A 25,654-nucleotide genomic window follows, 5' to 3' on the forward strand; every position below is an offset into this window, starting at 1 on the left:
CCCTGCAGGTCACCCAGACCTCTGGGCTTCGTACGAACCGTGTGCGTACTACTGACAGGGTCAGGATCGGCTCTGTGCCGGTGCGTACGACCCGGAATACTTGCGGTATGGACCAGCGTGCCGAACTGAGTGAATTCCTCCGGTCCCGGCGGGCCAGGCTGAAGCCGGAGGACGTGGGGCTGCCCGAGTTCGGGCGCCACCGCCGTGTGCCGGGGCTCCGGCGTGAGGAGCTGGCGCAGTTGGCCGGGGTCTCCGTCGCGTACTACACGCGGCTGGAACAGGGGAACAGCCGCAATGTCTCCACCGAGGTCCTGGACGCCATCGCCCGCGCGCTGCGGCTCACGGACGCCGAGCGCGACCATCTCACGCACCTGGCGAGGCCCTCGCACAAGAAGAAGCGGCGGGCGCCCGCCACCCGGCCGCAGACGGTGCGCCCGGCGCTCCAGCACCTGCTGGACGCGATGGACGGGGTGCCCGCGTACCTGCTGGGGCGGCGGCTGGACATCGTGGGCTGGAACCGGATGGCGCGGGCGCTGCTCGGCGACTTCGCGGCGCTGGAGCCGCACGAGCGGAACATGGCGTGGCAGGTCTTCCTGGCCCCGAACGCCCGTGACGTGTACGTCGACTGGGACGCGAAGGCCACGGAGGTCGTCAGCGTGCTGCGGATGTACGCGGGCTGCTCGGCGGACGATCCGCAGTTGTCGGCGCTGGTGGGCGAGCTGTCGGTGAAGAGCCCGGAGTTCCGCACCCTGTGGGCGGCGCACACGGTGCAGGAGAAGGGCCACGGCACCAAGCGGCTGCGCCATCCGCTGGTGGGCGAGGTGACGCTGGCGTACGAGACGCTGAAGGTCCCGGACGATCACGACCTGGCGCTGGTGACGTACACGGCGGAGCCCGGTTCGCCGTCCGCGGACGCGCTGCGGCTCCTGGCGAACTGGGGCGTGGACGAGGTCGCCGGAGCGCGCTGAAGCGGCCCGGTGCACGACGAAGGCGGCGGCCCTCCCACGGAGGACCGCCGCCTTTGCGTACGTGGCTCAGACCGCCGAGCCGGCCTTCCACTCCGCCCAGCTCATGTTCCAGCCGTTGAGGCCGTTGTCCGGGGCGATGGTCTTGTCCTTGGAGTTCTTGACGACGACCACGTCACCGACGATCGAGTTGTCGTAGAACCACGCACCGGGCTGCTTCGGGTCGTTGGCACCCTTGGCGTCGTTCAGGCCCACGCAGCCGTGGCTGGTGTTGACCTTGCCGAAGATGGAGTCGCTGCCCCAGTAGTTGCCGTGGATGAAGGTGCCCGACGTGGACAGCCGCATGGCGTGCGGCACGTCCTTGATGTCGTACTCGCCCTTGCCGTCCTTCTTGGTGAAGCCGACCGTCGAGCCGTCCATCCGGGTCTCCTTGAACTTCTCGGAGATCACCATCTGGCCGTTGTAGGTCGGGTTCTCCGGCGCGCCGGCGGAGATCGGGATGGTCTTGATCGTCTTGCCGTCCTGGGTGACCGTCATGGTCTTGGCGGCGGCGTCGACGGTGGAGACCTGGTTGCGGCCGATGGTGAAGGTGACGGTCTTCTGCTGGACGCCGTAGACGCCGTCGGAGCCCTCCACGCCGTCGAGGTTCAGCTTCAGCGTGACCTTGGAGCCCTCGGCCCAGTAGTTCTCGGGGCGGAAGTCCAGGCGCTGGGAGTTGAACCAGTGGCCGACGACCTCCTGGCCGCTGGTGGAGGAGACGGTGATGCCGGACTGGACGGCCTTCTTGTCCGTGATCGGCTTGTTGAAGTTGATGGAGACGGGCATGCCGACGCCGACCGTGGAGCCGTCCTCGGGGGTGAAGTTCCCGATGAAGCTGTTCTCCTTCGACACGGTGGTGAAGGAGGAGTTCTCGTGGGCCTCGCGGCCCTCGGAGTCCTTGGCCGTGGCGGTGATCTTGTAGGTGGTGGCCCGCTCGAGCTGCTCGCTGGGCGCCCAGCTCTTGCCGTCGGCGGCCATCTCGCCCTTGACGGTCTTGCCGTCCGGGGAGGTCATCGTCACCTGGGTGAGCGTGCCCTCGCTGACGGTGACCTTGGCGTCGTCGTTGATGCCGGCGTTCTGCGCGCCGTTCTTCGGTGTGATCGTTATTCGGGCCTGGGAGGCGTCCTTCGCCGCGGCCGCGTCGACCTGGGACTGTGACGTCTTGGAGCTTTCGGAGGCGTCGGCCTTGTCCTCACCGCCGCCGCAGCCGGTGAGCACCAGTACGCCGCCGAGCAGTGCGGACGCAGCCGTCAGGCCCTTGCGCCGCTTGCTGTCCGTCATCACACGCTTCTCCATGGTCGCCGAATCCCTGCCAACTGTCTCAACAACACCCATAACAACCCGTCCGGTTCCCCATCAGGCATGGATGTGGGGAACACCACTGATCGACGCGCCCTGGGGAGCTGTTGGTTCCCGATCTTCCCGAGGTATACGGATGCGCGTGAAATGGGCCCCGGACGCGCCCGCGCGTGGGGCGGTCCGGGACCCGGAGCGTGTCGCAGGTCACACGCTACGGCCGTACGTCGTCGAGGTGGTCCTCATCATCCTCCTCGTCCAGCTCCCACACGTCCGCGTCGGGGTCGTAGTCGACCAGTTCGCTGCTCCACGACGCCTGGGCGAGTTCGACGCCCGGCACCTGACCGATCAGATCGACCGGCTCGACGAGGTAGGCGAGAGCTTCCGCTTCGTCTTCTCGTACCGCGGACCGGGCCTGTGTACGCTCCTCGTCCGGCATGAATTCGTCGGCTTCCACGCGCTCCAGCGCGGCTGCGGTGAGTTGATCGTCGTCCGTCACTTCCATCAGCAGTTCCACCCGAAGGCGCACATACCGTGATGTCTCAGAAGGGCTCATATGACGGAGCGTAAGCCGCCCGGGCCCACGACTTTCCAGCGACCCGCTGTGTTCATTAGCATCGGCGCACCCACCAATTCTCGGTTCCGCAAGGGGATCTGAATCTGTGTCCGTCGCACGTCGACCGCTGCTGACCGCCACCGCCGCCGGGACCCTGCTCGGCGCGCTGTGGTTCGTCCCTTCGGCCAACGCCACCGTCGAACAGCCGCCCGCGGAGCGGCACGAAACGAGAACGTCCCCGGCGCGGGCGCAGAGCGACCTCGTGCTCGCCGACACGGGCAGCGTGGACACCACCCCGTACCTGATCGGGGGCGCGGCCTTCCTGGCGATGGGCACGGGCCTGGTGGCCTTCGCCGTACGACGAGGGGCGCACACCGCCCTGTGACGGTGCGCGCCCCGGGCGCGAGGGTCGTGGTCAGGCCAGCGGGCCGGTGACCTTCTCGACGGCCTCGACGAGCCTGCCCTCGCGTACGAAGGCGTCGGCGGCGTCCAGGTCGGGCGCGAGGAAGCGGTCCGGTCCGGGGCCCTGGACACCGGCCGCGCGCAGCGCCTCGATGGCGGCGCGGGAGGCGGGCGCCGGGGTGAGGCCGTCGCGCAGCTCGATGGCGCGGGTCGCCGCGTACAGCTCGACGGCGATGATCCGGTTCAGGTTGCCGACGGCGGTGCGCAGCTTGCGGGCGGCCGACCAGCCCATGGAGACGTGGTCCTCCTGCATGGCGGAGGACGGGATGGAGTCGGCGGAGGCCGGGACGGCGAGCCGCTTCATCTCGCTGACCAGGGCGGCCTGCGTGTACTGGGCGATCATCAGGCCCGAGTCGACGCCCGCGTCGTCGGCGAGGAACGGCGGCAGGCCGTGGGAGCGGTTCTTGTCGAGCAGCCGGTCGGTGCGCCGCTCGGCGATGGAGCCGAGGTCGGCGGCGGCGATGGCGAGGAAGTCCAGGACGTAGGCGACGGGCGCGCCGTGGAAGTTGCCGTTGGACTCGACGCGGCCGTCGGGCAGGACGACCGGGTTGTCGACGGCGGAGGCCAGCTCGCGCTCGGCGACGAGCCGGGCGTGCGCCATGGTGTCGCGGCCCGCGCCGGCGACCTGCGGGGCGCAGCGCACGGAGTAGGCGTCCTGGACGCGGGGGGCCTCGTCCTGCTGGAAGTGTCCGGTGAGGCCGGAGCCCTTGAGGACGGCGAGCATGTTCGCGGCGGCGGCGCCCTGGCCGGGGTGCGGGCGGATGGCGTGCAGCTCGGGCGCGAGGACCTTGTCGGTGCCGAGGAGGGCTTCCAGGGACAGCGCGGCGGTGATGTCGGCGGACTTGTAGAGCTTGTCGAGGTCCGCGAGGGCCATGATCAGCATGCCGAGCATGCCGTCGGTGCCGTTGAGGAGGGCGAGCCCCTCCTTCTCGCGCAGCTCGACGGGCTCGATGCCGTGCTCGGCGAGCAGCTCGCCGGCGGGCCGGACGCGGCCGTCGGGGCCCTCGGCGTCGCCCTCGCCCATGAGGGTGAGCGCGCAGTGGCTGAGCGGCGCGAGGTCGCCGGAGCAGCCGAGGGAGCCGTACTCGTGGACGACCGGGGTGATCCCGGCGTTGAGCACGTCCGCCATGGTCTGGGCGACGTGGGGGCGCACCCCGGTGTGGCCGGAGCAGACGGTCTTCAGCCGCAGGAACATCAGCGCGCGGACGACCTCGCGCTCGACGGGCGCGCCCATGCCGGCGGCGTGCGAACGCACGATGTTGCGCTGGAGCTGGGCGCGCAGCTCGGGGCTGATGTGCCGGGTGGCGAGCGCTCCGAATCCGGTCGACACGCCGTAGACGGGCTCGGGCTTGGCGGCGAGGGCGTCGACGATCTCCCGGGCCTTGGCGAGCGCGGCGAGCGCCTCCGGGGAGAGCTCGACCTTCGCGTTGCCGCGGGCCACGGCGATGACGTCCTGGGCGGTGGTACCGGACGTCCCCACCACGACTGTGTGCATATCCATATTCAGCAGCGTACGGACTGAATCCCAACGTGTCACTACCCCGCCTCCCAAGAGCCCCTTACGCCCCTTCGCCACCGGTCGCCTCGCCGGGCGCCCCTTCGCCGGGCGCCCCTTCGCCGGGCCGAGGAGCGCCCGGCTCGCGCGAGGTGCCCACGGGCGCCGGGCCGGCCGGCGGCCCGAGGAGCGCCGGGTCCGGCGGGGCGTCGCGGAAGCTGCGGCGGTCGCGGGAGGCGGACGGGGGGTGGTCCGCCAGGGCGATGACCGTGCCGTCGCGGCCGGCCACCACCGGCTTGGGCGACCGGGCCGCCTTGGCCCGGTACTGGGCCGCGTCCGCCAGCCGGAACAGCCGCCGCGCGGACTGCACCGGCCCGATCGGGTCGCCGGTCGACGCCACCCCGCAGGCCACGCCCTCGCCCAGCTCCAGATCCCCGGCCCGTACGCACAGCTCGTCGGCCGCCCGCACCACCTCGTCCGCCTCCGGTCCCACCGACACCAGGCAGAACTCGTCACCGCCCAGCCGCGCCGCCAGCGCGCCCGGCAGCATCGCCCCGCAGTACGACAGCACCGAGCCGAACCGCTCCAGCAGCCGGTCGCCCACCGCGTGACCGTGTGTGTCGTTGACGCGCTTGAGGCCGTTCAGGTCGCACACCACGAGGGAGACCACCGTGCCGTCGGCGAGGAAGCGCTCGACGGCCTCGTCCAGCCGCATGTCCACCGCACGCCGGTTGGCGAGCCCGGTCAGCGGGTCGGTGAAGGCCAGCTTGCGGACCTCCTCCAGCCGCTCGGTCTGCGCGATCCCGGCCGCGACGACCGACGCGAGGACGGTCGCGAAGTCCGCGTCGCCACGGTCGAAGACCGGCGCCCCGGCGGGCCGCGCCACATACAGCTCGCCCCAGGCCCGCCCGTGCATCACTATCGGCGCGACGACACAGCAGCCGCGCCCGCGGCGCCTCAGAGCCGCCACCCGCTGGTGGCAGTAGCCGGGCTCCCCGGTACGCGGCCCCTCGGCCGTCTCCACCCAGGCGTTCGGCTCCCCGCCGCCCGCCCACCGCTCGTGCAGGAACTCCGTGATCTCCGAGAACTGGTGCACCGGGTACGTCTCGGAGTCCGGGAACTCCTCCTCGTCCGCCGCCCGCTCCCCCGCGTTCACCAGCACCTTGAGCCGGCCGAGGTCCCGCTCCCACATCGAGAGCGCGGCGAACGTCCCGCCGAGTGCGTCACGCGCGCCCAGCGCGGCCGCCCGCCAGGTCTCGCGCGGCGTGTGCGCCGACGCCATGGCCTGCGCGAGCGCCACTACAGCGCGTAGCCGGACATCCTCACCCATTCCTCAAGCTTAGGGAGCATCGCCGACTTTTCACTCCCCGGGCCACTCCGGCTTCCGCTTCTCGTTGAACGCCGCCACACCCTCGGCCCGGTCCCCCGAGAAGGCCACCGACCGCCACGCCGCGTCCTCGACCTCCAGGCCCGCCCTGAGGTCCAGGCCCTGCCCCAGGCGCATGGCCCGCTTGGCCGCCCGCAGCCCGACCGGCGAGTTGGCGGCGATCTTCGCGGCCAGCTCCAGGGCGCCCGTCCGCGCGTCCTCCGCGATCCGGTCGACCAGCCCCATGCGCTCGGCCTCGTCCCACTGGAGGCGCTCCGCCGTGAAGACGAGCTGGGCCGCCCGCGCCGCCCCGACCCGGCGCGGCAGGAGCTGCGTACCGCCGCCGCCGGGGATCACGCCCACCGACACCTCGGGCAGCCCGATGACCGCCGTTTCGTCGGCCACGATGATGTCGCAGGCGAGCGCCAGCTCGTACCCGCCGCCCAGCGCGAAGCCGTGCACGGCCGCGATGGCCGGCATCGGCAGCTCCAGTACGCCGGTGTACGCGCCGCGCGCGACGGGGCGCTGGCGCACCAGCTCGGCGTCCGTGAAGGAGTTGCGCTCCTTGAGGTCGGCGCCGACGCAGAACGCCCTGTCGTTGGAGGAGGTCAGTACGGTGACCCGCACCGACGGGTCGGCCGCCAGCGCGTCGCACGCGGCGCCGATGGAGCGGGCCATCTCCGTGGAGACGGCGTTCATGGCCTTGGGCCGGTCGAGCACCAGCTCGGCGACGTGCTCATGACGGCGTACGGCGACGAATTCCCCGAAGCGCTGCTCGGACATGCGTGACACACCCTCCCGGTTAACGAACGTTAGCGAACGTTATCCGGTGATCCTAGGCTCCCGCCGCTTCAGCAGCCAGGGCTCGATCACCCCGAGCCCGCGCACCGGCCGCTGCCACATGGGCTGGAGCGCGAAGCGGTACTTCGACGAGGCCCCCGGCGCCTCGCCCTCCTTCTCCGCGCGCGCCGCCTCCTCGGCCGCCTCCGCCTCCGACACCGGTGCGTCGCCCGTGCGCGACAGCTCCTCCGCGAGCGCTCCGTCCACAAGGACGGCGTCCTTGGGCGCTATCGAGGTGAGCCGACTGGCCAGGTTCACGGTCGTACCGAAGACGTCGCCCATCCGGGTCGTGACCGTGCCGAAGGCGATGCCGACGCGCAGCGCGGGCATCGTCGCGTCGTGGGTGAGCGTCTCGATGAGCCGCAGCGCGATCTCGGCGGCGGTACCGGCGTCGTCCGCCGCGTACAGCACCTCGTCACCGAGCGTCTTGATCAGCCGCCCGCCGTGCGCGGCGACCAGGTCGGCCGACGTCGTCTCGAACGCCTCGACCAGCTCGCCGAGCTCCTCCTCCTCCAGGCGCCGGGTGAGCCGGGTGAAGCCCACCAGGTCCGCGAATCCGACCGCCAGGCGCCGGTCCACCATCTCCTCGTCGTCGGCGGCCTGCACGACCCGTCCGGTCGCCGCCGCGAGCTGCCGCCGCCACACGTACACCAGGAACTCCTGGAGCTCCGGCAGCAACAGCTCCACCAGGGGATACGTCACTTCCGTGCGGGTCATCCCCGGCTCGGGCGGCTCGGTGAGCCCCTCCAGGAACGAGTCGATCTGCCACTCGGCCAGCCGGGCGGTGGTCTGGCCGGTGGACCGGGCCACCTGCACCGCCATCGGCTCGCTCAGCAGGCCCGCCTCGACCAGACCGGCCAGCCGGCGCAGCGCCAGCACGTCCGCCTCGGTCAGCGCCTTGGCCTGGCCGATGTCGGCGAACCCCATGGCGCGCCAGAACCGGGAGGCCAGGTCCATGGAGACACCGGCGGTGCGGGCCGCCTGGAAGGGGGTGTAGCGGCGCTCGGCGCCGAGGATGAGCTGCTCCAGCCGGATGGCCAGGGGGTCGTCGGTCGGCTCGGCCGTGTGGTCGACGACATGGTGAGGGGTGGGGTACTCCGCCCCGCTCGGCCCGGACCCGGACCCGCCCGAGTTCGCGTCGTCGACGGTCACCGGCCGCCTCCTGCCCGTTCCCTGCGCACTGTCCTGCCGATCTGTAGCTGGATCGTCGTCAACGATACGGCAGGTGTGCCCTGGCTCACGTCCCCGCGGCCCAGCGCGTCAGTCCACCGGGCGCAGATGCACGATGTCGCCCGCTCCCACGGCCTCCCGCTGTCCGCCCGGCGGCGCCACCACCAGCCGGCCGTCGCCGTCGATGGCGACGGCCTCGCCGGTGAGCACGCGGTCGCCGGGCAGCTCGGCGCGGACGGTGCGGCCGAGGGTCGCGCAGCCGGCCGCGTAGGCCTCCTGGAGGCCGGAGGCCGCCGGGTCGCCGTCGGCGGCCGTCCAGCGGCGGTACCACTGCTCCAGCGAGCGGAGGACGGCGCGCAGCAGGGGGTCGCGGTCGGTGGAGATCGCGTTCGCGAGGAGGAGGGAGCCGGCCGTGGGGACGGGCAGCTCCTCCTTGCGGAGCGTGACGTTGAGGCCGAGTCCGACGACGATGCCGTCGTCGCCGGCCCGCTCGGCGAGGATGCCGCCGGCCTTCCGTTCCTCCCCCTCGACCTTCACCATCAGGTCGTTCGGCCACTTCAGCGCCATGTCGACGCCGGCCGCGCGGGCCAGCCCGGTGGCGGCGGCCACGCCCGTGAGCAGCGGCAGCCAGGCGAGGCGGGCGACGGGGACGTCCGGCTTGAGCAGGACGGAGAAGAACAGGCCCGAGCGGGCGGGCGCGGACCAGACGCGGTCGAGCCGGCCGCGCCCCGCCGTCTGCTCCTCGGCGACCAGGACGGCGCCCTCGGGCAGGGTGGCGGCCCGGCCGGCCAGGTCGGAGTTGGTGGACCCGGTGGCGGGCACGATGTCCAGGGAGGTCCACAGCCCGCCGGGCAGCAGGAGGGCGCGGCGCAGGGAGGCGGCGTTCAGGGGCGGGCGTTCGAGGTCCGACCACGGACCCGCTGAACCATATGAGGGCGTCATGCAAGCCAGCGTAGGTGTGGTAAACACCGCACTGCCGAAGGGTATCGCCGCCGATACGCTACGGGTCAGTAGCCAACGATCCCGTGACCAGGCAGGGAGCCGCATCCCGATGTCCGAGCCGGCCAAGCCCCAAGAGCCCCAGATCGACATTCACACGACCGCGGGCAAGCTCGCGGATCTTCAGCGCCGTATCGACGAGGCGACGCACGCGGGCTCCGAGCGCGCCGTCCAGAAGCAGCACGCCAAAGGCAAGTTGACGGCCCGCGAGCGGATCGCGCTGCTGCTGGACGAGGATTCCTTCGTCGAGCTGGACGAGTTCGCCCGGCACCGCTCCACCAGTTTCGGCCTGGAGAAGAACCGCCCGTACGGAGACGGTGTCGTCACCGGCTACGGCACGGTCGACGGCCGCCCGGTGGCGGTGTTCTCGCAGGACTTCACGGTGTTCGGCGGCGCCCTCGGCGAGGTGTTCGGACAGAAGATCATCAAGGTGATGGACTTCGCCCTGAAGACCGGCTGCCCGGTGATCGGCATCAACGACTCCGGCGGCGCCCGCATCCAGGAGGGCGTCATGGCCCTCGGCATGTACGGCGAGATCTTCCGCCGCAACACCCACGCGTCGGGCGTGATCCCGCAGATCAGCCTGGTCGTGGGCCCGTGCGCGGGCGGCGCGGTCTACTCGCCCGCGATCACCGACTTCACGGTGATGGTCGACCAGACCTCGCACATGTTCATCACGGGCCCCGACGTCATCAAGACGGTGACGGGCGAGGACGTCGGCTTCGAGGAGCTGGGCGGCGCCCGGACGCACAACGCCACCTCCGGTGTGGCGCACCACATGGCGGGCGACGAGAAGGACGCCATCGAGTACGTCAAGTCCCTCCTGTCGTACCTGCCGTCGAACAACCTCTCCGAGGCGCCCGCCTTCCCGGAGGAGGCGGACCTGGAGCTGAGCGACGAGGACCGCGAGCTGGACGTCCTCATCCCGGACTCGGCGAACCAGCCGTACGACATGCACACCGTCATCGAGCACGTCCTGGACGACGGTGAATTCCTGGAGACCCAGGCGCTGTTCGCGCCGAACATCGTCACCGGCTTCGGGCGGGTCGAGGGCTACCCGGTCGGCATCGTCGCCAACCAGCCCATGCAGTTCGCGGGCTGCCTGGACATCGACGCCTCCGAGAAGGCCGCCCGGTTCGTCCGCACCTGCGACGCGTTCAACATCCCGGTGCTGACCTTCGTCGACGTGCCGGGCTTCCTGCCGGGCGTCGGTCAGGAGCACGAGGGCATCATCCGGCGCGGCGCCAAGCTGATCTACGCGTACGCCGAGGCGACGGTCCCGCTGATCACGGTGATCACCCGCAAGGCGTTCGGCGGCGCGTACGACGTCATGGGCTCCAAGCACCTGGGCGCCGACCTCAACCTGGCGTGGCCGACCGCGCAGATCGCCGTGATGGGCGCGCAGGGAGCCGTCAACATCCTGCACCGCCGCACCATCGCGGAGGCGGACGACGTGGAGGCGACGCGGGCGCGACTCATCCAGGAGTACGAGGACGCCCTGCTCAACCCGTACACGGCGGCCGAGCGCGGTTACATCGACGCGGTGGTCATGCCGTCCGAGACGCGGACGCAGATCGTCAAGGGCCTGCGTCAACTGCGCACCAAGCGGGAAAACCTGCCCCCGAAGAAGCACGGCAACATCCCCCTCTAAGGAGCCCCCATGATCAAGGTTCTGCGGGGCAACCCGACCCCGGAGGAGCTGGCCGCCGCACTGGCGGTGGTCCAGGCGCGCGCCGCCGCGACCGCCTCGGCGGCCTCCGGTGGCGCGCCGCACGTCCCCGAGGGCTGGTCGGACCCGGCGAGAATCGCCCGCAGCCACCGCCCCCACCCGGGCCCCCGGTCGTGGGCGCGCTCCTACTGGCCGGTGTAGCGCACGGACGGAATGGTCCATAAGCACCGCGGCGCCTGAGTACGCGTACTCAGGCGCCGCGCGGGTCCCGCCAGCAGGATCGAAGGATGCTGTGGTCCGACCCCGAGAACGAACCCCCCAAGGAGATGCGCGACATGCAGGCGATGCTGCGCCGCGCGGGGATCCTGCTGGCGCTGGCGATGCTGCTGGCGATGTTCGTGGTCGGCCTGCACTGACCGCTTCACCGGCCCCGCCACCGGGGGCGTTTTCCGTACGATGGCGCCCATGACTGCTGCTCAGCGCCGCCGCCTCGTCCTGGCCTCCGCGTCCCCCGCCCGCCTCGGTCTGCTGCGTCAGGCCGGGCTCACCCCCGAGGTGATCGTCAGCGGTGTCGACGAGGACAAGTTCACCGCCCCGACGCCGGCCGAACTGGCGCTCGCCCTCGCCGAGGCCAAGGCCGCCCACGTGGCCGCCAAACCCGAGGCGAGCGGCGCGATCGTCATCGGCTGCGACTCGGTGCTGGAGCTGGACAAGCAGGCCCTCGGCAAGCCCGCCGACGCCGAGGAGGCCACCGCCCGCTGGAAGGCGATGCGCGGCCGCGCGGGCATCCTCCAGACCGGCCACTGCGTGTACGACACGACCGCCAAGCGCTACGCCTCCGCGACCGCCTCCACCCTGGTCCGCTTCGGCGACCCGACGGACGAGGAGATCGCGGCGTACGTCGCCAGCGGCGAACCCCTCCACGTGGCGGGCGCGTTCACCCTGGACGGCCGCTCGGCACCCTTCATCGACGGCATCGACGGCGACCCGGGCAATGTGATCGGCCTGTCCCTGCCGCTGCTGCGCCGCCTGCTGGCCGAGCTGGGGATCGCGATCACCGACCTGTGGAGCGACTGACCGTCTTTCGTGGGACCGACGGTCCGGGACGTCACGCCGGGGCCACGCCGCCCTCCACCGGCGGCGTGGGCTCCCGTTCCTCGTCCGCCGGCGCGTACAGCACCAGCGAGGCGACGACGAGCCCCAGCACGACCATCATGTAGGCGAACGCCGCCCACCCCACCAGGCCCACCACCACCGCGCCGAGCACCCCGTGCGTGATGGCGCAGGAGATCAGCACGATCCGCGCGGCACGCCCCGGGGGCCGGTCCCGCACGCCGAGGAGCACCAGCAGCGCCCCGCAGAGCGCCACGTACGCCCCGAAGACACCGCCCATGATCCAGATCGCGGTGACCATCAGATCCGGGTCGAGACCGTCCAGCGACATCCGCTGACCGCCCATGACCTTCGCGAGCACCATGTGCAGCAGCACGAGGCCCACCGCCTCCAGGACCAGCACGATCCCGGCCGTCAGAGCTATCGGTCTGCGGGTCACCATGGGCACTCCCCTGCCTGTTTACCTGCCCCGACGAGTCGGTACGGACGACAGCGCGCAGGCTACTGACTGGTAAACCTACGGACAAGGGTTCTGACACCGCCGCAAAGAATCATTCGCCCATTCGTAGGGACTCCACAAAGAAACGGGATACGGCCCTGGCCGTGAAGACAGAGACCTTGGCCACACCTCAGGGTTACTGTTCCGTTCAGAAGCCCTGCGTAACGTGGTGCGACAAGGGATTTCACGACTCCACTACGCCTCGAATCACGCTCCGTGTGGGCAAGCTCACCATTGGGGACGGGTCGAAAGGCCGTGTCGGCAGTCCCTAAACTCAGCTTGTTTCAAGGAGGGAGCCATCGTGCGCAAGGTGCTCATCGCCAACCGTGGCGAAATCGCTGTCCGTGTCGCCCGTGCCTGCCGGGACGCCGGGATCGCAAGCGTAGCCGTCTACGCCGATCCGGACCGGGACGCCCTGCACGTCCGTGCGGCCGACGAGGCGTTCGCCCTGGGCGGTGACACCCCGGCCGCCAGCTATCTGGACATGGCCAAGGTGCTCCAGGCCGCGGCCGACTCCGGCGCGGACGCCGTTCATCCCGGGTACGGATTCCTCTCCGAGAACGCGGAGTTCGCCCAGGCCGTCATCGACGCGGGTCTCACCTGGATCGGCCCGCCGCCGCAGGCCATCCGCGACCTCGGTGACAAGGTCGCCGCCCGCCACATCGCCCAGCGCGCCGGCGCGCCGCTGGTCGCCGGTACGCCCGACCCGGTGTCCGGCGCCGACGAGGTCGTCGCCTTCGCCGAGCAGCACGGCCTGCCGATCGCCATCAAGGCCGCCTTCGGCGGTGGCGGACGCGGCCTGAAGGTGGCCCGCACGCTCGAAGAGGTCCCCGAGCTGTACGACTCCGCGGTCCGCGAGGCCGTCGCCGCCTTCGGCCGCGGCGAGTGCTTCGTCGAGCGCTACCTCGACAAGCCCCGGCACGTGGAGACCCAGTGCCTGGCCGACAAGCACGGCAACGTCGTCGTCGTGTCGACGCGTGACTGCTCGCTCCAGCGCCGCCACCAGAAGCTGGTCGAGGAGGCCCCCGCGCCGTTCCTGTCCGCCGAGCAGAACGCCGAGCTGTACCGGGCGTCCAAGGCCATCCTCAAGGAGGCCGGCTACGAAGGTGCCGGCACCGTGGAGTTCCTCGTCGGCCAGGACGGCACGATCTCCTTCCTGGAGGTCAACACCCGTCTCCAGGTCGAGCACCCGGTCACCGAAGAGGTCACCGGCATCGACCTCGTGCGCGAGATGTTCCGCATCGCCGACGGCGAGGAGCTCGGCTACGACGACCCGGCGATCCGCGGGCACTCCTTCGAGTTCCGCATCAACGGCGAGGACCCCGGCCGCAACTTCCTCCCCGCCCCCGGCACGGTGACGCTGTTCGCGCCGCCGTCCGGCCCGGGTGTGCGGCTGGACGCGGGCGTGGAGTCCGGCAGCGTCATCGGCCCGGCCTGGGACTCGCTGCTGGCGAAGCTGATCGTCACCGGTGCGACCCGTGAGCAGGCCCTCCAGCGGGCCGCCCGCGCCCTGGCGGAGTTCAAGGTCGAGGGCATGGCCACCGCCATCCCCTTCCACCGCGCGGTCGTCGCCGACCCGGCGTTCACCTCGGACCCGTTCCGGGTGCACACCCGCTGGATCGAGACCGAGTTCGTCAACGAGATCCCGCCCTTCGCCGCCCCCGCCGCCCCCGAGGCGGAGGAGGAGCCCGGCCGTGAGACCGTCGTGGTCGAGGTCGGCGGCAAGCGCCTGGAGGTCTCGCTGCCGTCCTCGCTGGGCATGAGCCTGGCGCGCACGGGTCTGGCCGCGGGCGCCAAGCCCAAGCGCCGCGCCGCCAAGAAGGCCGGCTCCGCCGCCTCGGGCGACACGCTCGCCTCCCCGATGCAGGGCACGATCGTCAAGGTCGCGGTGGAGGAGGGCCAGGAGGTCAAGGAGGGCGACCTCATCGTCGTACTCGAAGCGATGAAGATGGAGCAGCCCATCAACGCCCACCGCGCGGGCACGATCAAGGGCCTCGCGGCGGAGGTCGGCGCGTCGGTGACGTCCGGCGCCGCGATCTGCGAGATCAAGGACTGAGGCAGTCGCACGCAGGGGCCCGTCGGTACATGACCGGCGGGCCCCTCGCCATGTCCGCGATGGCATCCTGGAGGCGTAGGGCGGCGGTGGTACGAGGGAGGACGGCGCGATGGTGACGAGTGCGGCGGCGAGCGGGACGGCGGCGGACAGGGCGCCGGGCACGCCGCGCCCGATGCGCGCCGACGCTCGCCGCAACTACGGGCGGCTGCTCGCCGAGGCGCGGGCCGCCTTCGCGGAGCACGGCACCGACGCGTCGCTGGAGGACATCGCGCGCCGCGCGGGCGTCGGGATCGGCACGCTGTACCGGCACTTCCCGAACCGGCACGCGCTGATGAACGCCGTCTTCCAGGAGGCGCTGCACACCCTGCTGGAACGCTCGCGCGACCTGGCCGGCTCGGAGCAGCCCTGCACGGCACTGGTGGAGTGGCTGCGCGCCATCGTCACGCACGCCGGTGAGTACCGGGGCCTGGCCCGCGCGCTCATGTCGGCGTCGCACGACACGACTTCGGCCCTGTCGCAGTGCAGCACCCCGATGCGCGCGGCAGGCGAGCGCCTGCTGGTCCGCGCCCAGGAGGCGGGCGCGGTACGGGCGGACGTGTCGATCGACGACCTGATGCAGCTCACCAACGCGATCGCCCTGGCCGCCGAACAGTCCCCGGACGACCCGGAACTGGCCGACCGGCTCCTGACGCTCACGCTGCGGGGCCTCAAGGCGTGACGGCGGAGCGCCCCGGGTCGGGGCCGCCCCGGTCAGCGCCGCCCGGCCGTCGGCACCGCCCCGATGGCGGGCCCGTCACCTGCGGCGGAGGTCCGCCACCCTCGCGCCGCGCTCCGGGGGTGGGGCGTCCGCCGAGAGGGACGCGCTGCGCAGTTGCGGGCCGCCCGGGTGGCGGCCGCCGCGCTGGCCCGGGAGGGGGACGTCACGGCGGGCCTGGCGGCCCGGTGGCGGGGCGCCCTCCGCGCCGGAGGCGCCGGGTGCCGGGCCGGCGACGGTGATCTGGACGCCCTGGTCCGCCAGCGCCTGGAGCTCGGTGGCGGCGCGGTCGTCGTGGGCGGGGGGCTCGTCGGTGACCAGCCGGGTGATCACGTCCGTCGGCACGGTCTGGAACATCGTGTCCGTACCGAGCTTGGTGTGGTCGGCCAGCACGACGACCTCCGCCGCCGCCTGGACCAGCGCCCGGTCGACGCTCGCCGACAGCATGTTGGACGTGGACAGGCCGCGCTCGGCGGTGAGCCCGCTGCCGGACAGGAACGCCCGCGAGACCCTCAGCCCCTGGAGGGACTGCTCGGCCCCGCTGCCCACCAGCGCGTAGTTGGAGCCGCGCAGGGTGCCGCCGGTCATGACCACCTCCACCCGGTTGGCGTGGGCCAGCGCCTGGGCCACCAGCAGGGAGTTGGTGACGACGGTCAGCCCGGGTACGCGGGCGAGCCGGCGGGCCAGCTCCTGCGTGGTGGTCCCCGCGCCGACCACGATGGCCTCGCCCTCCTCCACGAGACCGGCGGCCACGTCGGCGATGGCCGTCTTCTCGGCGGTCGCGAGATGGGATTTCTGCGGGAAGCCGGACTCTCGCGTAAAACCGCCCGGCAGCACCGCACCGCCGTGCCGGCGGTCGAGGAGTCCTTCTGCCTCCAGTGCCCGCACGTCACGCCGTACGGTCACTTCGGAGGTCTGGACGACGCGGGCGAGCTCCCGGAGCGATACCGCCCCGTTGGCACGCACCATTTCAAGGATCAACTGGCGACGTTCTGCAGCGAACACGAAACTGACAGTAACCCCAGCGACCGTTTCTTTGCAGCGGTATGCGCCTATTACGGGAAGTTGCGAACAGACGGGCCCGCCAGGTGGTATAGGCGGGCCCGTCCGAGAACGTTCCTTGACCGATCGATGTCCCGACTTGCCGGGGGTTGCCGGGTGTTGTCCCTCGGCCGGGCCGGACTACACCTCGGCGGTCGTCTTCCGGGTGTGCAACTGTCGTGCCACCTCGGCGATCGAGCCCGACAGGGACGGGTACACCGTGAAGGCGTTTGCGATCTGTTCGACCGTCAGGTTGTTGTCGACCGCGATCGAGATCGGGTGGATCAGCTCGGAGGCGCGCGGGGCGACCACGACGCCGCCCACCACGATCCCCGTGCCCGGCCGGCAGAAGATCTTGACGAAGCCGTCCCGGATGCCCTGCATCTTGGCGCGCGGGTTGCGCAGCAGCGGCAGCTTGACCACCCGGGCGTCGATCTTCCCCGCGTCGACGTCGGCCTGCGTGTAACCGACCGTGGCGATCTCGGGGTCGGTGAAGACGTTCGCGGAGACGGTCTTGAGATTGAGCGGAGTGACCGCGTCGCCCAGGAAGTGGTACATCGCGATCCGGCCCTGCATCGCCGCCACCGACGCCAGCGCGAAGACGCCCGTCACGTCACCGGCCGCGTACACGCCCGGCGCGGACGTGCGCGAGACCTTGTCGGTCCAGATGTGGCCGGACTCCTTGAGCCGTACCCCGGCCTCCTCCAGCCCCATCCCGGCGGTGTTCGGGATGGCACCGACGGCCATCAGGCAGTGCGTACCGGAGATGACACGCCCGTCGGCGAGCGTCACCTCGACCCGGTCGCCCACCCGCTTGGCGGAGGCGGCGCGGGAGCGCGCCATGACGTTCATGCCACGGCGCCGGAAGACGTCCTCCAGCACGGCCGCCGCGTCCGGGTCCTCACCCGGCAGCACGCGGTCGCGCGACGAGACCAGCGTGACCCGCGACCCCAGCGCCTGGTAGGCACCGGCGAACTCGGCACCGGTCACACCCGAACCGACCACGATGAGCTCCTCGGGGAGCTCGTCCAGGTCGTACACCTGCGTCCAGTTGAGGATGCGCTCGCCGTCCGGCAGGGCGTCGGGGATCTCGCGCGGGTGACCGCCGGTCGCGATCAGTACGGCGTCGGCGGTGAGCGTCTCCTCCGTACCGTCGGCGGCGGTGACGATCACCTGGCGGGAACCGTCCAGCGCCTGACGGCCCGCGAGCCGGCCCCGGCCGCGCAGCACGCGCGCGCCCGCACGCGTGACGGAGGCGGTGATGTCGTGGGACTGGGCGAGCGCGAGCCGCTTCACCCGTCGGTTGACCTTGCCGAGGTCGACGCCCACGATCCGGGCGGCCTGCTCGATGTGCGGGGTGTCGTCCGCGACGATGATCCCGAGCTCCTCGTGGGAGGAGTCGAAGTTGGTCATCACCTCGGCCGTGGCGATGAGCGTCTTGGAGGGTACGCAGTCGGTCAGGACGGACGCTCCGCCGAGGCCGTCGGTGTCGACGACGGTCACCTCCGCGCCGAGCTGGGCGCCCACCAGGGCCGCCTCGTATCCGCCGGGTCCGCCACCGATGATCACGATCCGGGTCACAGGGGTTACGCCTCGCGCTCTCGTCACGGCAGGGATGCAAGTACGTACCCCATTGTCCCGCACGGCCCCCGGTGCTTCCCCCCGGGGCCCTCCAACGGGAAACAGCGCTCACCCCCGGCCCTCCCGTACCCTCGATCCCATGTCGCTCTACGCCGCGTACGCCGGCAACCTCGACGCGCGGCTGATGACCCGCCGCGCCCCGCATTCCCCGCTGCGCGGCACGGGCTGGCTCAACGGCTGGCGGCTGACGTTCGGCGGCGAGCAGATGGGCTGGGAGGGCGCCCTGGCCACGATCGTGGAGGCCCCGCGTTCCCAGGTGTTCGTCGCGCTGTACGACATCGCCCCCATGGACGAGGACTCCATGGACCGCTGGGAGGGCGTCGGGCTGGACATCTACCGGCGCATGCGGGTGCGGGTGGACACCCTGGACGGCGAGGAGCCCGCCTGGGTGTACGTCCTCAACGGCTACGAGGGCGGCCTGCCGTCCGCCCGCTACCTGGGCGAGGTCGCGGACGCCGCCGAGTCGGCGGGCGCGCCGCACGACTACGTGATGGAGCTGCGCAAGCGGCCCTGCTGACGGGCCTCCACCGTGCCTTTGTCGGAAACGACAAGGCAACGATCCGAGCTCCGTGGGCATCGTCATCTACGCGCGTAGGCAATCTCGGGCTACGCTCTTGTGCGTACTGCTTTCTTCCGGGGCCGGCCCCCGGACCCCCGGTCCTCGTGAGGTCCGGGGCGACTGTTACTTCGCGAGGCGAGAGACTCTGTGAACGCAACTGCCACCCCGGACCACCTCCAGGGCGACCCCTACGCCGCCGCCGCCGACGCCGCCGCGCGCCTGCGCGAGCTGACCGGCACCGAGACCCACGACGTCGCCCTGGTGATGGGCTCCGGCTGGGCGCCGGCCGTCGACGCCCTCGGCGCGCCCGAAGCCGAGTTCCCGGTCACCGAGCTCCCCGGCTTCCCGCCGCCGGCCGTCGAGGGCCACGGCGGCAAGATCCGCTCGTACCGGATCGGCGACAAGCGCGCGCTGGTCTTCCTGGGCCGTACGCACTACTACGAGGGCCGTGGCGTCGCCGCCGTCGCCCACGGTGTGCGCACCGCCGTCGCCGCCGGCTGCAAGACGGTCGTGCTGACCAACGGCTGCGGCGGCCTCCGCGAGGGCATGCGCCCGGGCCAGCCGGTCCTGATCAGCGACCACCTCAACCTGACGGGCGCCTCGCCCATCGTCGGCGCGAACTTCGTGGACCTCACCGACCTCTACTCGCCGCGCCTGCGCGCGCTGTGCAAGGAGGTCGACGAGACCCTGGAGGAGGGCGTCTACGTCCAGTTCCCCGGCCCGCACTACGAGACCCCGGCCGAGATCAACATGGTCCGCGTCCTCGGCGGCGACCTGGTCGGCATGTCCACCGTCCTGGAGGCCATCGCCGCCCGCGAGGCGGGCGCGGAGGTCCTCGGCATCTCGCTGGTCACCAACCTCGCGGCGGGGCTCTCGGGCGAGCCGCTGAACCACGAGGAGGTCCTCCAGGCGGGCCGCGACTCGGCCGCCCGCATGGGCGAACTCCTCACCCGGGTCCTGGACCGCATCTAGCCGGTCCCCGTCCGGGGCATCCGGCTCCAGCCGTCGCGCCGCCCCCCTCCGTTGTGGGCAGTCGTTCCGCAGGGCGGAACGGGTGGGCACAACGGGACAGGGGCGGCGCCCTTTCCCGGTGCCCCCTGGGGCGGTGCCTGTTCCCGGTGACCCCTGGGGCGGTGCCTGTTCCCGGTGACCCCTGGGGCGGTGCCTGTTCCCGGTGACCCCTGGGGCGGGTTGGTGGGCCGGGCGGCCACCCCCCGTGGGCGGGGGCGGGGCCCCTCCGGGCTCACCTCCTCGAGGCCGGCGGCCTTGGGTTACGGGATCGGGAGCCCACGCTTCGCCGCCAACCTCTGCGGGGGCGACCCTGCACGGCCCCACCCGGCCGTCGTCCGGGTGCGGGTCCGTGGGTGGTGGGCACGGCCCCACCCGCGCCGTCGCCGTCTGCGGTCGGGGTGGGTGGTCGCCCCGGGACGGGGGCACCCCGCCGGGGTACCGGTAAGCGCAACCAGTCGTACGACACCAGAGAGGCAGACACCGTGCAGCAGAACCTCATCGCGCAGGCGGAGGCGTGGCTCGCCGAGGACCCGGACCCCGAGACGCGCGACGAGCTCGCCAAGCTCATCGAGGCGGGGGACCTCGACGAGCTCGCCGCCCGGTTCGGCGGCACCCTCCAGTTCGGCACGGCCGGGCTGCGCGGCGAGCTGGGGGCCGGGCCCATGCGGATGAACCGGGCCGTGGTCATCCGGGCCGCCGCCGGGCTGGCCGCGTACCTGAAGGCGCAGGGCCACACCGGCGGCCTCGTCGTCATCGGCTACGACGCCCGCTACAAGTCGGCCGACTTCGCCCGCGACACCGCCGCCGTCATGGTCGGCGCCGGTCTGCGCGCCGCGATCCTGCCGCGCCCGCTGCCCACGCCCGTCCTGGCGTACGCCATAAGGCACCTGGGCGCGGTCGCCGGTGTCGAGGTGACCGCCAGCCACAACCCGCCGCGCGACAACGGCTACAAGGTCTACCTGGGTGACGGTTCGCAGATCGTGCCGCCCGCCGACACGGAGATCGCCGCCGAGATCGCCGCGATCCGGAGCCTGAACGACGTGCCGCGCGCCGAGGAGGGCTGGGAGACGCTCGGGGACGAGGTCGTGCAGGCGTACCTGGCGCGTACGGACGCCGTCCTGACCTCCGGCTCCCCGCGCACCGCGAACGTCGTCTACACGGCCATGCACGGCGTCGGCAAGGACGTCGTCCTCGCGGCCTGGGAGCGGGCCGGCTTCCCGGCGCCCGCGCTCGTCGAGGAGCAGGCCGACCCGGACCCGGACTTCCCGACCGTCGCCTTCCCCAACCCCGAGGAGCCGGGCGCGATGGACCTGGCCTTCGCCAAGGCCCGCGAGGTCCAGCCGGACATCGTCATCGCCAACGACCCGGACGCGGACCGCTGCGCCGTCGCCGTCCCGCACCAGGACGACTGGCGCATGCTGCGCGGCGACGAGGTCGGCGCGCTGCTCGGCGCCCACCTGGTCCACAAGGGCGCCACCGGCACCTTCGCCGAGTCGATCGTGTCCTCCAGCCTGCTGGGCCGGATCGCCGAGGCGGCCGGGCTGCCGTACGAGGAGACGCTGACCGGCTTCAAGTGGATCGCGCGCGTGGAGGGCATCGCCTACGGCTACGAGGAGGCGCTCGGCTACTGCGTCGACCCCGGCGGCGTCCGCGACAAGGACGGCATCACGGCGGCGCTGCTGGTCGCCGAGCTGGCCTCGGAGCTGAAGGAGCAGGGCCGCACCCTCTCCGACCTGCTGGACGACCTCGCCATCGCACACGGGCTGCACGCCACGGACCAGCTCTCCGTCCGCGTGGAGGACCTGAGCGTCATCGCGAACGCCATGCGCCGCCTGCGCGAGCAGCCGCCCACCGCGCTCGCCGGGCTGACCGTGACGTCCGCCGAGGACCTGTCGAAGGGCACGGACAAACTGCCGCCCACGGACGGCCTGCGGTACTACCTGGACGGCGCGTTCAAGGCCCGCGTCATCGTCCGCCCCAGCGGCACCGAGCCCAAGCTGAAGTGCTACCTGGAGGTCGTCGTCCCGGTCGCCCACGCCAGTGAGCTGGCCGACGCCCGGGCGAAGGGCGACGAGATCCTGGCGGCGATCAAGCGCGACCTGGCGGCGGCGGCCGGCATCTGAGCCGACAGGGATTCCCTGTCCGGGTGAATCTCGTACGGCACTTGACGCAGGGGCCCGGTACGTCCGCCGGGCCACCGAGCAGGGTTCCGGTACCGCAGCCGAGCCCCTGGAGCGCCACCGTGCCGCCGTCGGTGATCACCCCGCGCCCGACCGTCCCCGCGTCACGCCGGCCCCCGTCCCCGGCGGGCGGGGGCGTCCGGGAGCGGACCGCCCGTTCGCTGCGGTACGCCGCGCCCGCGCTGCTGGCGTACCTGGCCGTGCGGCTCTTCGGGCTGCTGGTGCTGGCCCGCTGGGCGCACCTCAAGCAGCACGGGGTGTGGCCGGTACTCGCCTCGTCCTGGGACTCGAACTGGTACCTGGGCATCGCCGACCACGGGTACCAGGACAGCCTGGGCACCAAGTACGACTCCAACAACCTGGCGTTCTTCCCGCTGTACCCGGTGCTGATCAAGGCGGTCGCGGGGGTCACGCCCGGCTCGCGCGCGTCGGTGGCGCTGGTCCTGGCGGTGGCGTTCTCGCTGGTCGCGGCGTGGGGCATCTTCGCCGTCGGCGCCCGGCTGTGCGGGCGCCGCGCCGGCACCGTGCTGACCGTCCTGTGGGGCGCGCTGCCGGTCGGGATCGTCCAGTGGATGGGCTACACCGAGTCGCTGTTCACGGCGCTGGCGGCGTGGGCGCTGTACGCCGTGCTGACCGGCCGCTGGTACGCGGCGGCCGCCCTCGCGGTGCTCGCCGGGCTGACGCGGCCCACCGGGATCGCCCTGGCGGCCGCCGTGACGGTGACCGGCCTGGTCGCGGCGGCCCGCACGCGTGCGTGGCCGCCGTTCGTCGCGGCGCTCACCGCCCCGCTGGGCTGGCTGGGGTACGTGGCGTGGGTGGGCGCCCGGGTGGGGCGCTGGGACGGCTACTTCGCCGTGCAGCGGTTGTGGCGCAACGCCTGGGACGGCGGGGCGGGCACGCTGCGCTGGATGCGCGAGCTGCTGGCGTACGACCGGACTCCCCAGCTCTTCCTGGTGGCCGTGTCGGCGGTGCTGGTGGCGTCGGTGGCGCTGTACGTGCTGTGCCTGGCCGACCGGCAGCCGCTGCCGCTCCTGGTCTTCAGCGGGGTGCTGCTGCTGGTGGTGCTGGGCAGCGGCGGGGTGTACTTCCCTCGCGCCCGCTTCCTGCTGCCCGCCTTCCCGCTGCTGCTGCCGCTCGCGCTGGCGGTGAGCCGGGCGAGGCTTCCGGTGGCGGGCCTGGTGCTGGGCGCGGCGGTGCTGTCGTCGGCGTGGCTGGGCGCCTACATGCTGCTGGTGTGGCCGGGCCCGCCGTGACGGTCAGACGACCGAGAGGACGACCAGCAGGACGAGGCCCGCGAGCGCGGGCGCGATGATCTCGTACGCCCACCGGATGTGCGGGGCGCCCTGCGCGGTGGGCCGTGACGCGTTCCGCTCGGCCATGTCGCGCAGGTCCGCGACGGTCTGGTCGGCCCCGGCGGTGCGGACCTCCTGGGCGTCGGCCCCGCCCCGGTCCTGGCGGCGCGCGGCCTTCTTGCGCTCGCGCAGCGACACGGGCACCGACCAGAGCTGGTACTTGGTGCCGTCCCGGGTGATGACCTCGCTGGAGTACCCGGCGCGCACGTCGGCGACCGCCGCCCACGGCAGGTCGACGGTCCGGAACGGGTTCCGTACCCGCATGCGGTCGTCGTTGGCGTACACCACGGGCCGGAAGGTGAACGCGACGATCAGCGGCACCACCAGCAGCAGCCCCGCGACGGCGATCCAGCGCACCCGGCCCTCGCCGGTGAGCAGCGCGTCACCGCCGATCCAGGCGGCGAAGCCGAGCAGCAGGAGACCGCCCACGATGCCCGCGGTCGAGCGGAAGGACCGGTCGGCGTACTGGGGCTCCTGTGGGGTCGTCATGCGGCCGATTCTGCCTCACGGGCCCGGTCCTCACGCGACCAGATCGGCGTACAGGATGATGTTGTCGGGCCGGTGCCCGTCGACCAGCTCGCCACCGCAGGTGATGAGGCGCAGTTCGGGGCGGGTGGTGTCGCCGTAGACCTTCCGCGTCGGGAAGGCCTTCTTGTCGACCTGTTCCAGTTCCCGTACCCGGAAGACGGCGGTCGTGCCGTCGGCGCGCCGTACGCGGATCTCATCGCCGGTGCGCACCTTGGCGACGTCCTTCAGCACGGCCGGGCCCTTCGCGGTGTCGAAGTGGCCGATCAGTACGGCCGGGCCGGTCTGACCGGGCGTGACGCCCTTGTCGTACCAGCCGATCCTGTCCGCGTCGGCGACGGACGGCACCTCGACCGTGCCGTCGGCGGCGAGACCGAGGGCGAGTACGGGCCCGGTGTCGACGCCCGCGGCGGGGATCGTCACCCGCACCGGTTCGGACCGGGCCATGGGCGCGGCGGCCGCCCTGGGCGGGGCGGTGGCGGGCTTGACGTGGGCGGGCGGGGTGGCCGCCTCGGGAGTGTCCGCGGGGGCGCCGCAGCCGGCCACACCGGCGAGGACGAGCAGCGCGGCGGCGAGACGGTGCTTCAACGGGGGCTCCTGGGAACGAGTGCGGCGGGCCGCCGCGTGGGGTGTGTCGCGGCGGCCCGCCCGTGGGGGTGGGATGTGGCCTGCTCGGGTCAATGGATCAGGTCACGTGTGGATTCGGGTCAGCCCCGGCCGGCGGCCTGGCGGCGGCGCATGGCGACGAAGCCGAGACCGGCGGCGGACAGCGCGGTGGCGCCCGCCCCGGCGGCGACCAGCAGGGTCCGGTCGCCCTCGCCGGCCGTCTCGGCACCGGCGGCGACACCGCCCTTGGGCACGACGGAGGTCTGCGAGGTGGTGCCCTGGGCCGTGACGACGGCGGGGGTCGCGGTGGCGGCGGGCGTGGCCGTGGCGCCGCCCTTCTTGTCCCCGCCCTTGTCCGTGCTCTTGTCGCCGCCCTTGTCGCCGCCCTTGTCCGCGCCCGGGACGTCTGCGCCGACGTAGACGGCCACGCCGTTGCTGACGCCGCCGATGACGTAGTGCGAGAACGTTCCCGACTGGTCGAGGACGACGACCGTCGAGCGCGTCTGGAGGACGACGCGGCCGGTGTCGTCGACGAAGCGGACGCCCTTCGGGCAGCCCTTGCTGTCGCACGCGGAGATCCCGTAACGCCCGTCCGCCTTGGTGATCTTGATGAGCTGGCCGGTGGGCAGGTCGTACACGCCCGGCTTGGCGCCCGTCACGACGTTCTCCAGCCCGAGCCAGTTGTAGGTCGAGCCGTCCGCGTTGAGTACGAAGTACTGGACGTCGTTCTGACCGGCGACCGAGCGGCCGTCGGCGTCCAGGACGCCGATCGAGGCGCCGTCGATGAAGGCGTCGGCACGGTGGTGGTTCGAGGTGACGCGGTAGATCTTGACGTACGTGCCGTTCTTGAGGGTCCCCGTACGGATCAGCTCGCCCATGTCCTCGTCGACCTGGCGCGGTATCACCCGGCCGTCGGCCTTCAGCAGGACCTCGACACGGTTGTACGTGCGCTTCTCGCCCACCTTGAGGGTGAACAGGGTCTTGCCGGCCTTGTGGACGTCGGCCTCCAGCGTGCCGTTCACCCGGAAGACCTGGGCGGACATGCCCTCGACGAGCTGGACGGTCCTGACCGGCTCGCGCTTGCCGTCGCTCTCCGCCCCCGGCTTGGCCTCCGGCGCGGCGGGCTTGTCGGCCGGCGCGGCGGGCTTGGCCTCCGGCGCGGCGGGCCCCGCCGGGGCGGCGGGCTTCACGCCGGGCGTGACCGGCTTGGCGGCATCCGAAGAGGCAGGCTTCGCATCGGCGGCGAAGGCGGCGGTGGCGGTGGCCACCGGGGCGAGGGCGGCACCGGCGAGGACGGCGGTGGCGATGGCGGTGCGAAGGGCGAAACGCATGACGACTCCGTGAAACCGAAAGTGGATGAGATGAGGAAGAGCCGCATGCCGCCTGCTCGTTCGGGTGGGGCCGGTGAGTTCTGGCGGGCTGCGTGAACAAAGTTATGGATCTTGTGTGCGGGAGGCGTC

25 protein-coding genes are annotated in these 25,654 nt (G+C 72.2%); 12 read left to right on the forward strand and 13 right to left on the reverse strand.

Translation table 11 applies throughout. From position 1 onward, the window contains the following. The first annotated feature begins 107 nt into the window (after window positions 1-107). Entirely contained in the window at window positions 108-968 is an 861-nt protein-coding gene (locus AB0J57_RS11075) for a helix-turn-helix transcriptional regulator (protein WP_366127758.1), read from the forward strand. A 66-nt stretch (window positions 969-1,034) separates the two neighbouring features. Here the strand turns inward: AB0J57_RS11075 and AB0J57_RS11080 are convergent, their stop codons facing one another. Together AB0J57_RS11080 and AB0J57_RS11085 are read right to left on the reverse strand one after the other, a co-directional pair. Continuing rightward, complete coding sequence (locus tag AB0J57_RS11080; RefSeq protein ID WP_366127759.1) at window positions 1,035-2,300, reverse strand: Ig-like domain-containing protein; 1,266 nt, start codon at window positions 2,298-2,300, stop codon at window positions 1,035-1,037. A gap of 214 nt (window positions 2,301-2,514) precedes the next feature. Next, on the reverse strand, window positions 2,515-2,805 hold the full coding sequence (locus AB0J57_RS11085) for a hypothetical protein (RefSeq protein WP_366127760.1): 291 nt from the start codon (window positions 2,803-2,805) through the stop codon (window positions 2,515-2,517). A gap of 157 nt (window positions 2,806-2,962) precedes the next feature. On the opposite strand from AB0J57_RS11085, the gene AB0J57_RS11090 reads away from it, so the two are divergent. After that, the gene (locus AB0J57_RS11090) at window positions 2,963-3,241 is read left to right on the forward strand and encodes a hypothetical protein (RefSeq protein WP_366127761.1); all 279 of its coding nucleotides are present in this window, start codon (window positions 2,963-2,965) and stop codon (window positions 3,239-3,241) included. A gap of 30 nt (window positions 3,242-3,271) precedes the next feature. On the opposite strand, the gene hutH is transcribed toward AB0J57_RS11090, so the two are convergent. From hutH to AB0J57_RS11115, 5 genes are all read right to left on the reverse strand, one after another. Further along, the gene (gene hutH, locus AB0J57_RS11095; protein ID WP_366127831.1) at window positions 3,272-4,813 is read right to left on the reverse strand and encodes a histidine ammonia-lyase; all 1,542 of its coding nucleotides are present in this window, start codon (window positions 4,811-4,813) and stop codon (window positions 3,272-3,274) included. A 64-nt stretch (window positions 4,814-4,877) separates the two neighbouring features. Then, a complete protein-coding gene (locus tag AB0J57_RS11100) occupies window positions 4,878-6,143 on the reverse strand; it encodes a sensor domain-containing diguanylate cyclase (protein WP_366127762.1) in 1,266 nt (421 codons plus the stop codon). Window positions 6,144-6,173: 30 nt separating this feature from the next. Further along, entirely contained in the window at window positions 6,174-6,962 is a 789-nt protein-coding gene (locus AB0J57_RS11105) for an enoyl-CoA hydratase-related protein (protein WP_366127763.1), read from the reverse strand. A 39-nt stretch (window positions 6,963-7,001) separates the two neighbouring features. Next, entirely contained in the window at window positions 7,002-8,171 is a 1,170-nt protein-coding gene (locus AB0J57_RS11110) for an adenylate/guanylate cyclase domain-containing protein (RefSeq protein WP_366127764.1), read from the reverse strand. 108 nt (window positions 8,172-8,279) lie between these two features. Beyond that, window positions 8,280-9,131: a biotin--[acetyl-CoA-carboxylase] ligase gene (locus tag AB0J57_RS11115; RefSeq protein ID WP_366127765.1), complete on the reverse strand. Its 852-nt coding sequence runs from the start codon at window positions 9,129-9,131 to the stop codon at window positions 8,280-8,282. Window positions 9,132-9,240: 109 nt separating this feature from the next. On the opposite strand from AB0J57_RS11115, the gene AB0J57_RS11120 reads away from it, so the two are divergent. The 4 genes from AB0J57_RS11120 to AB0J57_RS11135 all read left to right on the forward strand — a co-directional run bounded on the left by AB0J57_RS11120 (window position 9,241) and on the right by AB0J57_RS11135 (window position 11,934). Next, on the forward strand, window positions 9,241-10,839 hold the full coding sequence (locus AB0J57_RS11120; protein WP_366127766.1) for an acyl-CoA carboxylase subunit beta: 1,599 nt from the start codon (window positions 9,241-9,243) through the stop codon (window positions 10,837-10,839). 9 nt (window positions 10,840-10,848) lie between these two features. Further along, on the forward strand, window positions 10,849-11,058 hold the full coding sequence (locus AB0J57_RS11125; protein ID WP_366127767.1) for an acyl-CoA carboxylase epsilon subunit: 210 nt from the start codon (window positions 10,849-10,851) through the stop codon (window positions 11,056-11,058). 86 nt (window positions 11,059-11,144) lie between these two features. Then, a complete protein-coding gene (locus tag AB0J57_RS11130; protein ID WP_366127768.1) occupies window positions 11,145-11,273 on the forward strand; it encodes a hypothetical protein in 129 nt (42 codons plus the stop codon). 49 nt (window positions 11,274-11,322) lie between these two features. Then, window positions 11,323-11,934: a Maf family protein gene (locus tag AB0J57_RS11135; protein WP_366127769.1), complete on the forward strand. Its 612-nt coding sequence runs from the start codon at window positions 11,323-11,325 to the stop codon at window positions 11,932-11,934. 31 nt (window positions 11,935-11,965) lie between these two features. On the opposite strand, the gene AB0J57_RS11140 is transcribed toward AB0J57_RS11135, so the two are convergent. Then, complete coding sequence (locus AB0J57_RS11140; RefSeq protein WP_366127770.1) at window positions 11,966-12,412, reverse strand: hypothetical protein; 447 nt, start codon at window positions 12,410-12,412, stop codon at window positions 11,966-11,968. A gap of 358 nt (window positions 12,413-12,770) precedes the next feature. Here AB0J57_RS11140 and AB0J57_RS11145 point away from each other — a divergent pair, with 358 nt between their 5' ends. Together AB0J57_RS11145 and AB0J57_RS11150 are read left to right on the forward strand one after the other, a co-directional pair. Next, on the forward strand, window positions 12,771-14,525 hold the full coding sequence (locus AB0J57_RS11145) for a biotin carboxylase N-terminal domain-containing protein (protein ID WP_366127771.1): 1,755 nt from the start codon (window positions 12,771-12,773) through the stop codon (window positions 14,523-14,525). A 172-nt stretch (window positions 14,526-14,697) separates the two neighbouring features. Beyond that, window positions 14,698-15,243 (forward strand): helix-turn-helix domain-containing protein, encoded by a 546-nt coding sequence (locus tag AB0J57_RS11150; protein ID WP_366127832.1) that lies wholly within the window; start codon window positions 14,698-14,700, stop codon window positions 15,241-15,243. Window positions 15,244-15,318: 75 nt separating this feature from the next. Here AB0J57_RS11150 and AB0J57_RS11155 read toward each other — a convergent pair whose 3' ends face one another. Continuing rightward, the gene (locus AB0J57_RS11155) at window positions 15,319-16,284 is read right to left on the reverse strand and encodes a DeoR/GlpR family DNA-binding transcription regulator (protein WP_366127772.1); all 966 of its coding nucleotides are present in this window, start codon (window positions 16,282-16,284) and stop codon (window positions 15,319-15,321) included. 177 nt (window positions 16,285-16,461) lie between these two features. Continuing rightward, the gene (locus tag AB0J57_RS11160) at window positions 16,462-17,901 is read right to left on the reverse strand and encodes an NAD(P)H-quinone dehydrogenase (RefSeq protein WP_366127773.1); all 1,440 of its coding nucleotides are present in this window, start codon (window positions 17,899-17,901) and stop codon (window positions 16,462-16,464) included. A 139-nt stretch (window positions 17,902-18,040) separates the two neighbouring features. On the opposite strand from AB0J57_RS11160, the gene AB0J57_RS11165 reads away from it, so the two are divergent. From AB0J57_RS11165 to AB0J57_RS11180, 4 genes are all read left to right on the forward strand, one after another. Then, a complete protein-coding gene (locus tag AB0J57_RS11165; RefSeq protein WP_366127774.1) occupies window positions 18,041-18,478 on the forward strand; it encodes a gamma-glutamylcyclotransferase in 438 nt (145 codons plus the stop codon). Between the two features lie 189 nt (window positions 18,479-18,667). Beyond that, entirely contained in the window at window positions 18,668-19,492 is an 825-nt protein-coding gene (locus AB0J57_RS11170; protein ID WP_366127775.1) for a purine-nucleoside phosphorylase, read from the forward strand. A gap of 521 nt (window positions 19,493-20,013) precedes the next feature. Beyond that, the gene (locus AB0J57_RS11175; protein WP_366127776.1) at window positions 20,014-21,654 is read left to right on the forward strand and encodes a phospho-sugar mutase; all 1,641 of its coding nucleotides are present in this window, start codon (window positions 20,014-20,016) and stop codon (window positions 21,652-21,654) included. A 119-nt stretch (window positions 21,655-21,773) separates the two neighbouring features. Then, the gene (locus tag AB0J57_RS11180; RefSeq protein ID WP_366127777.1) at window positions 21,774-22,964 is read left to right on the forward strand and encodes a hypothetical protein; all 1,191 of its coding nucleotides are present in this window, start codon (window positions 21,774-21,776) and stop codon (window positions 22,962-22,964) included. A 3-nt stretch (window positions 22,965-22,967) separates the two neighbouring features. Here the strand turns inward: AB0J57_RS11180 and AB0J57_RS11185 are convergent, their stop codons facing one another. The 3 genes from AB0J57_RS11185 to AB0J57_RS11195 form a co-directional block, all read right to left on the reverse strand. Beyond that, complete coding sequence (locus AB0J57_RS11185) at window positions 22,968-23,552, reverse strand: PH domain-containing protein (RefSeq protein WP_366127778.1); 585 nt, start codon at window positions 23,550-23,552, stop codon at window positions 22,968-22,970. Between the two features lie 30 nt (window positions 23,553-23,582). Then, the gene (locus tag AB0J57_RS11190; protein WP_366127779.1) at window positions 23,583-24,176 is read right to left on the reverse strand and encodes a class F sortase; all 594 of its coding nucleotides are present in this window, start codon (window positions 24,174-24,176) and stop codon (window positions 23,583-23,585) included. 119 nt (window positions 24,177-24,295) lie between these two features. Next, the gene (locus AB0J57_RS11195) at window positions 24,296-25,525 is read right to left on the reverse strand and encodes a hypothetical protein (RefSeq protein WP_366127780.1); all 1,230 of its coding nucleotides are present in this window, start codon (window positions 25,523-25,525) and stop codon (window positions 24,296-24,298) included. Window positions 25,526-25,654: the final 129 nt, after the last annotated feature.

This window comes from Streptomyces sp. NPDC049837 (assembly GCF_040674455.1).
GTDB lineage: Bacteria > Actinomycetota > Actinomycetes > Streptomycetales > Streptomycetaceae > Streptomyces.

Coding starts and splice junctions, on each gene's coding strand:
- AB0J57_RS11075 (WP_366127758.1), top strand. CDS start 108: ATGGACCAGCGTGCCGAACTGAGTGAATTCCTCCGGTCCCGGCGGGCC.
- AB0J57_RS11080 (WP_366127759.1), bottom strand. CDS start 2,300: ATGGAGAAGCGTGTGATGACGGACAGCAAGCGGCGCAAGGGCCTGACG.
- AB0J57_RS11085 (WP_366127760.1), bottom strand. CDS start 2,805: ATGGAAGTGACGGACGACGATCAACTCACCGCAGCCGCGCTGGAGCGC.
- hutH (WP_366127831.1), bottom strand. CDS start 4,813: ATGCACACAGTCGTGGTGGGGACGTCCGGTACCACCGCCCAGGACGTC.
- AB0J57_RS11100 (WP_366127762.1), bottom strand. CDS start 6,143: ATGGGTGAGGATGTCCGGCTACGCGCTGTAGTGGCGCTCGCGCAGGCC.
- AB0J57_RS11105 (WP_366127763.1), bottom strand. CDS start 6,962: ATGTCCGAGCAGCGCTTCGGGGAATTCGTCGCCGTACGCCGTCATGAG.
- AB0J57_RS11115 (WP_366127765.1), bottom strand. CDS start 9,131: ATGACGCCCTCATATGGTTCAGCGGGTCCGTGGTCGGACCTCGAACGC.
- AB0J57_RS11120 (WP_366127766.1), top strand. CDS start 9,241: ATGTCCGAGCCGGCCAAGCCCCAAGAGCCCCAGATCGACATTCACACG.
- AB0J57_RS11125 (WP_366127767.1), top strand. CDS start 10,849: ATGATCAAGGTTCTGCGGGGCAACCCGACCCCGGAGGAGCTGGCCGCC.
- AB0J57_RS11130 (WP_366127768.1), top strand. CDS start 11,145: ATGCTGTGGTCCGACCCCGAGAACGAACCCCCCAAGGAGATGCGCGAC.
- AB0J57_RS11135 (WP_366127769.1), top strand. CDS start 11,323: ATGACTGCTGCTCAGCGCCGCCGCCTCGTCCTGGCCTCCGCGTCCCCC.
- AB0J57_RS11140 (WP_366127770.1), bottom strand. CDS start 12,412: ATGGTGACCCGCAGACCGATAGCTCTGACGGCCGGGATCGTGCTGGTC.
- AB0J57_RS11150 (WP_366127832.1), top strand. CDS start 14,698: ATGCGCGCCGACGCTCGCCGCAACTACGGGCGGCTGCTCGCCGAGGCG.
- AB0J57_RS11165 (WP_366127774.1), top strand. CDS start 18,041: ATGTCGCTCTACGCCGCGTACGCCGGCAACCTCGACGCGCGGCTGATG.
- AB0J57_RS11185 (WP_366127778.1), bottom strand. CDS start 23,552: ATGACGACCCCACAGGAGCCCCAGTACGCCGACCGGTCCTTCCGCTCG.
- AB0J57_RS11195 (WP_366127780.1), bottom strand. CDS start 25,525: ATGCGTTTCGCCCTTCGCACCGCCATCGCCACCGCCGTCCTCGCCGGT.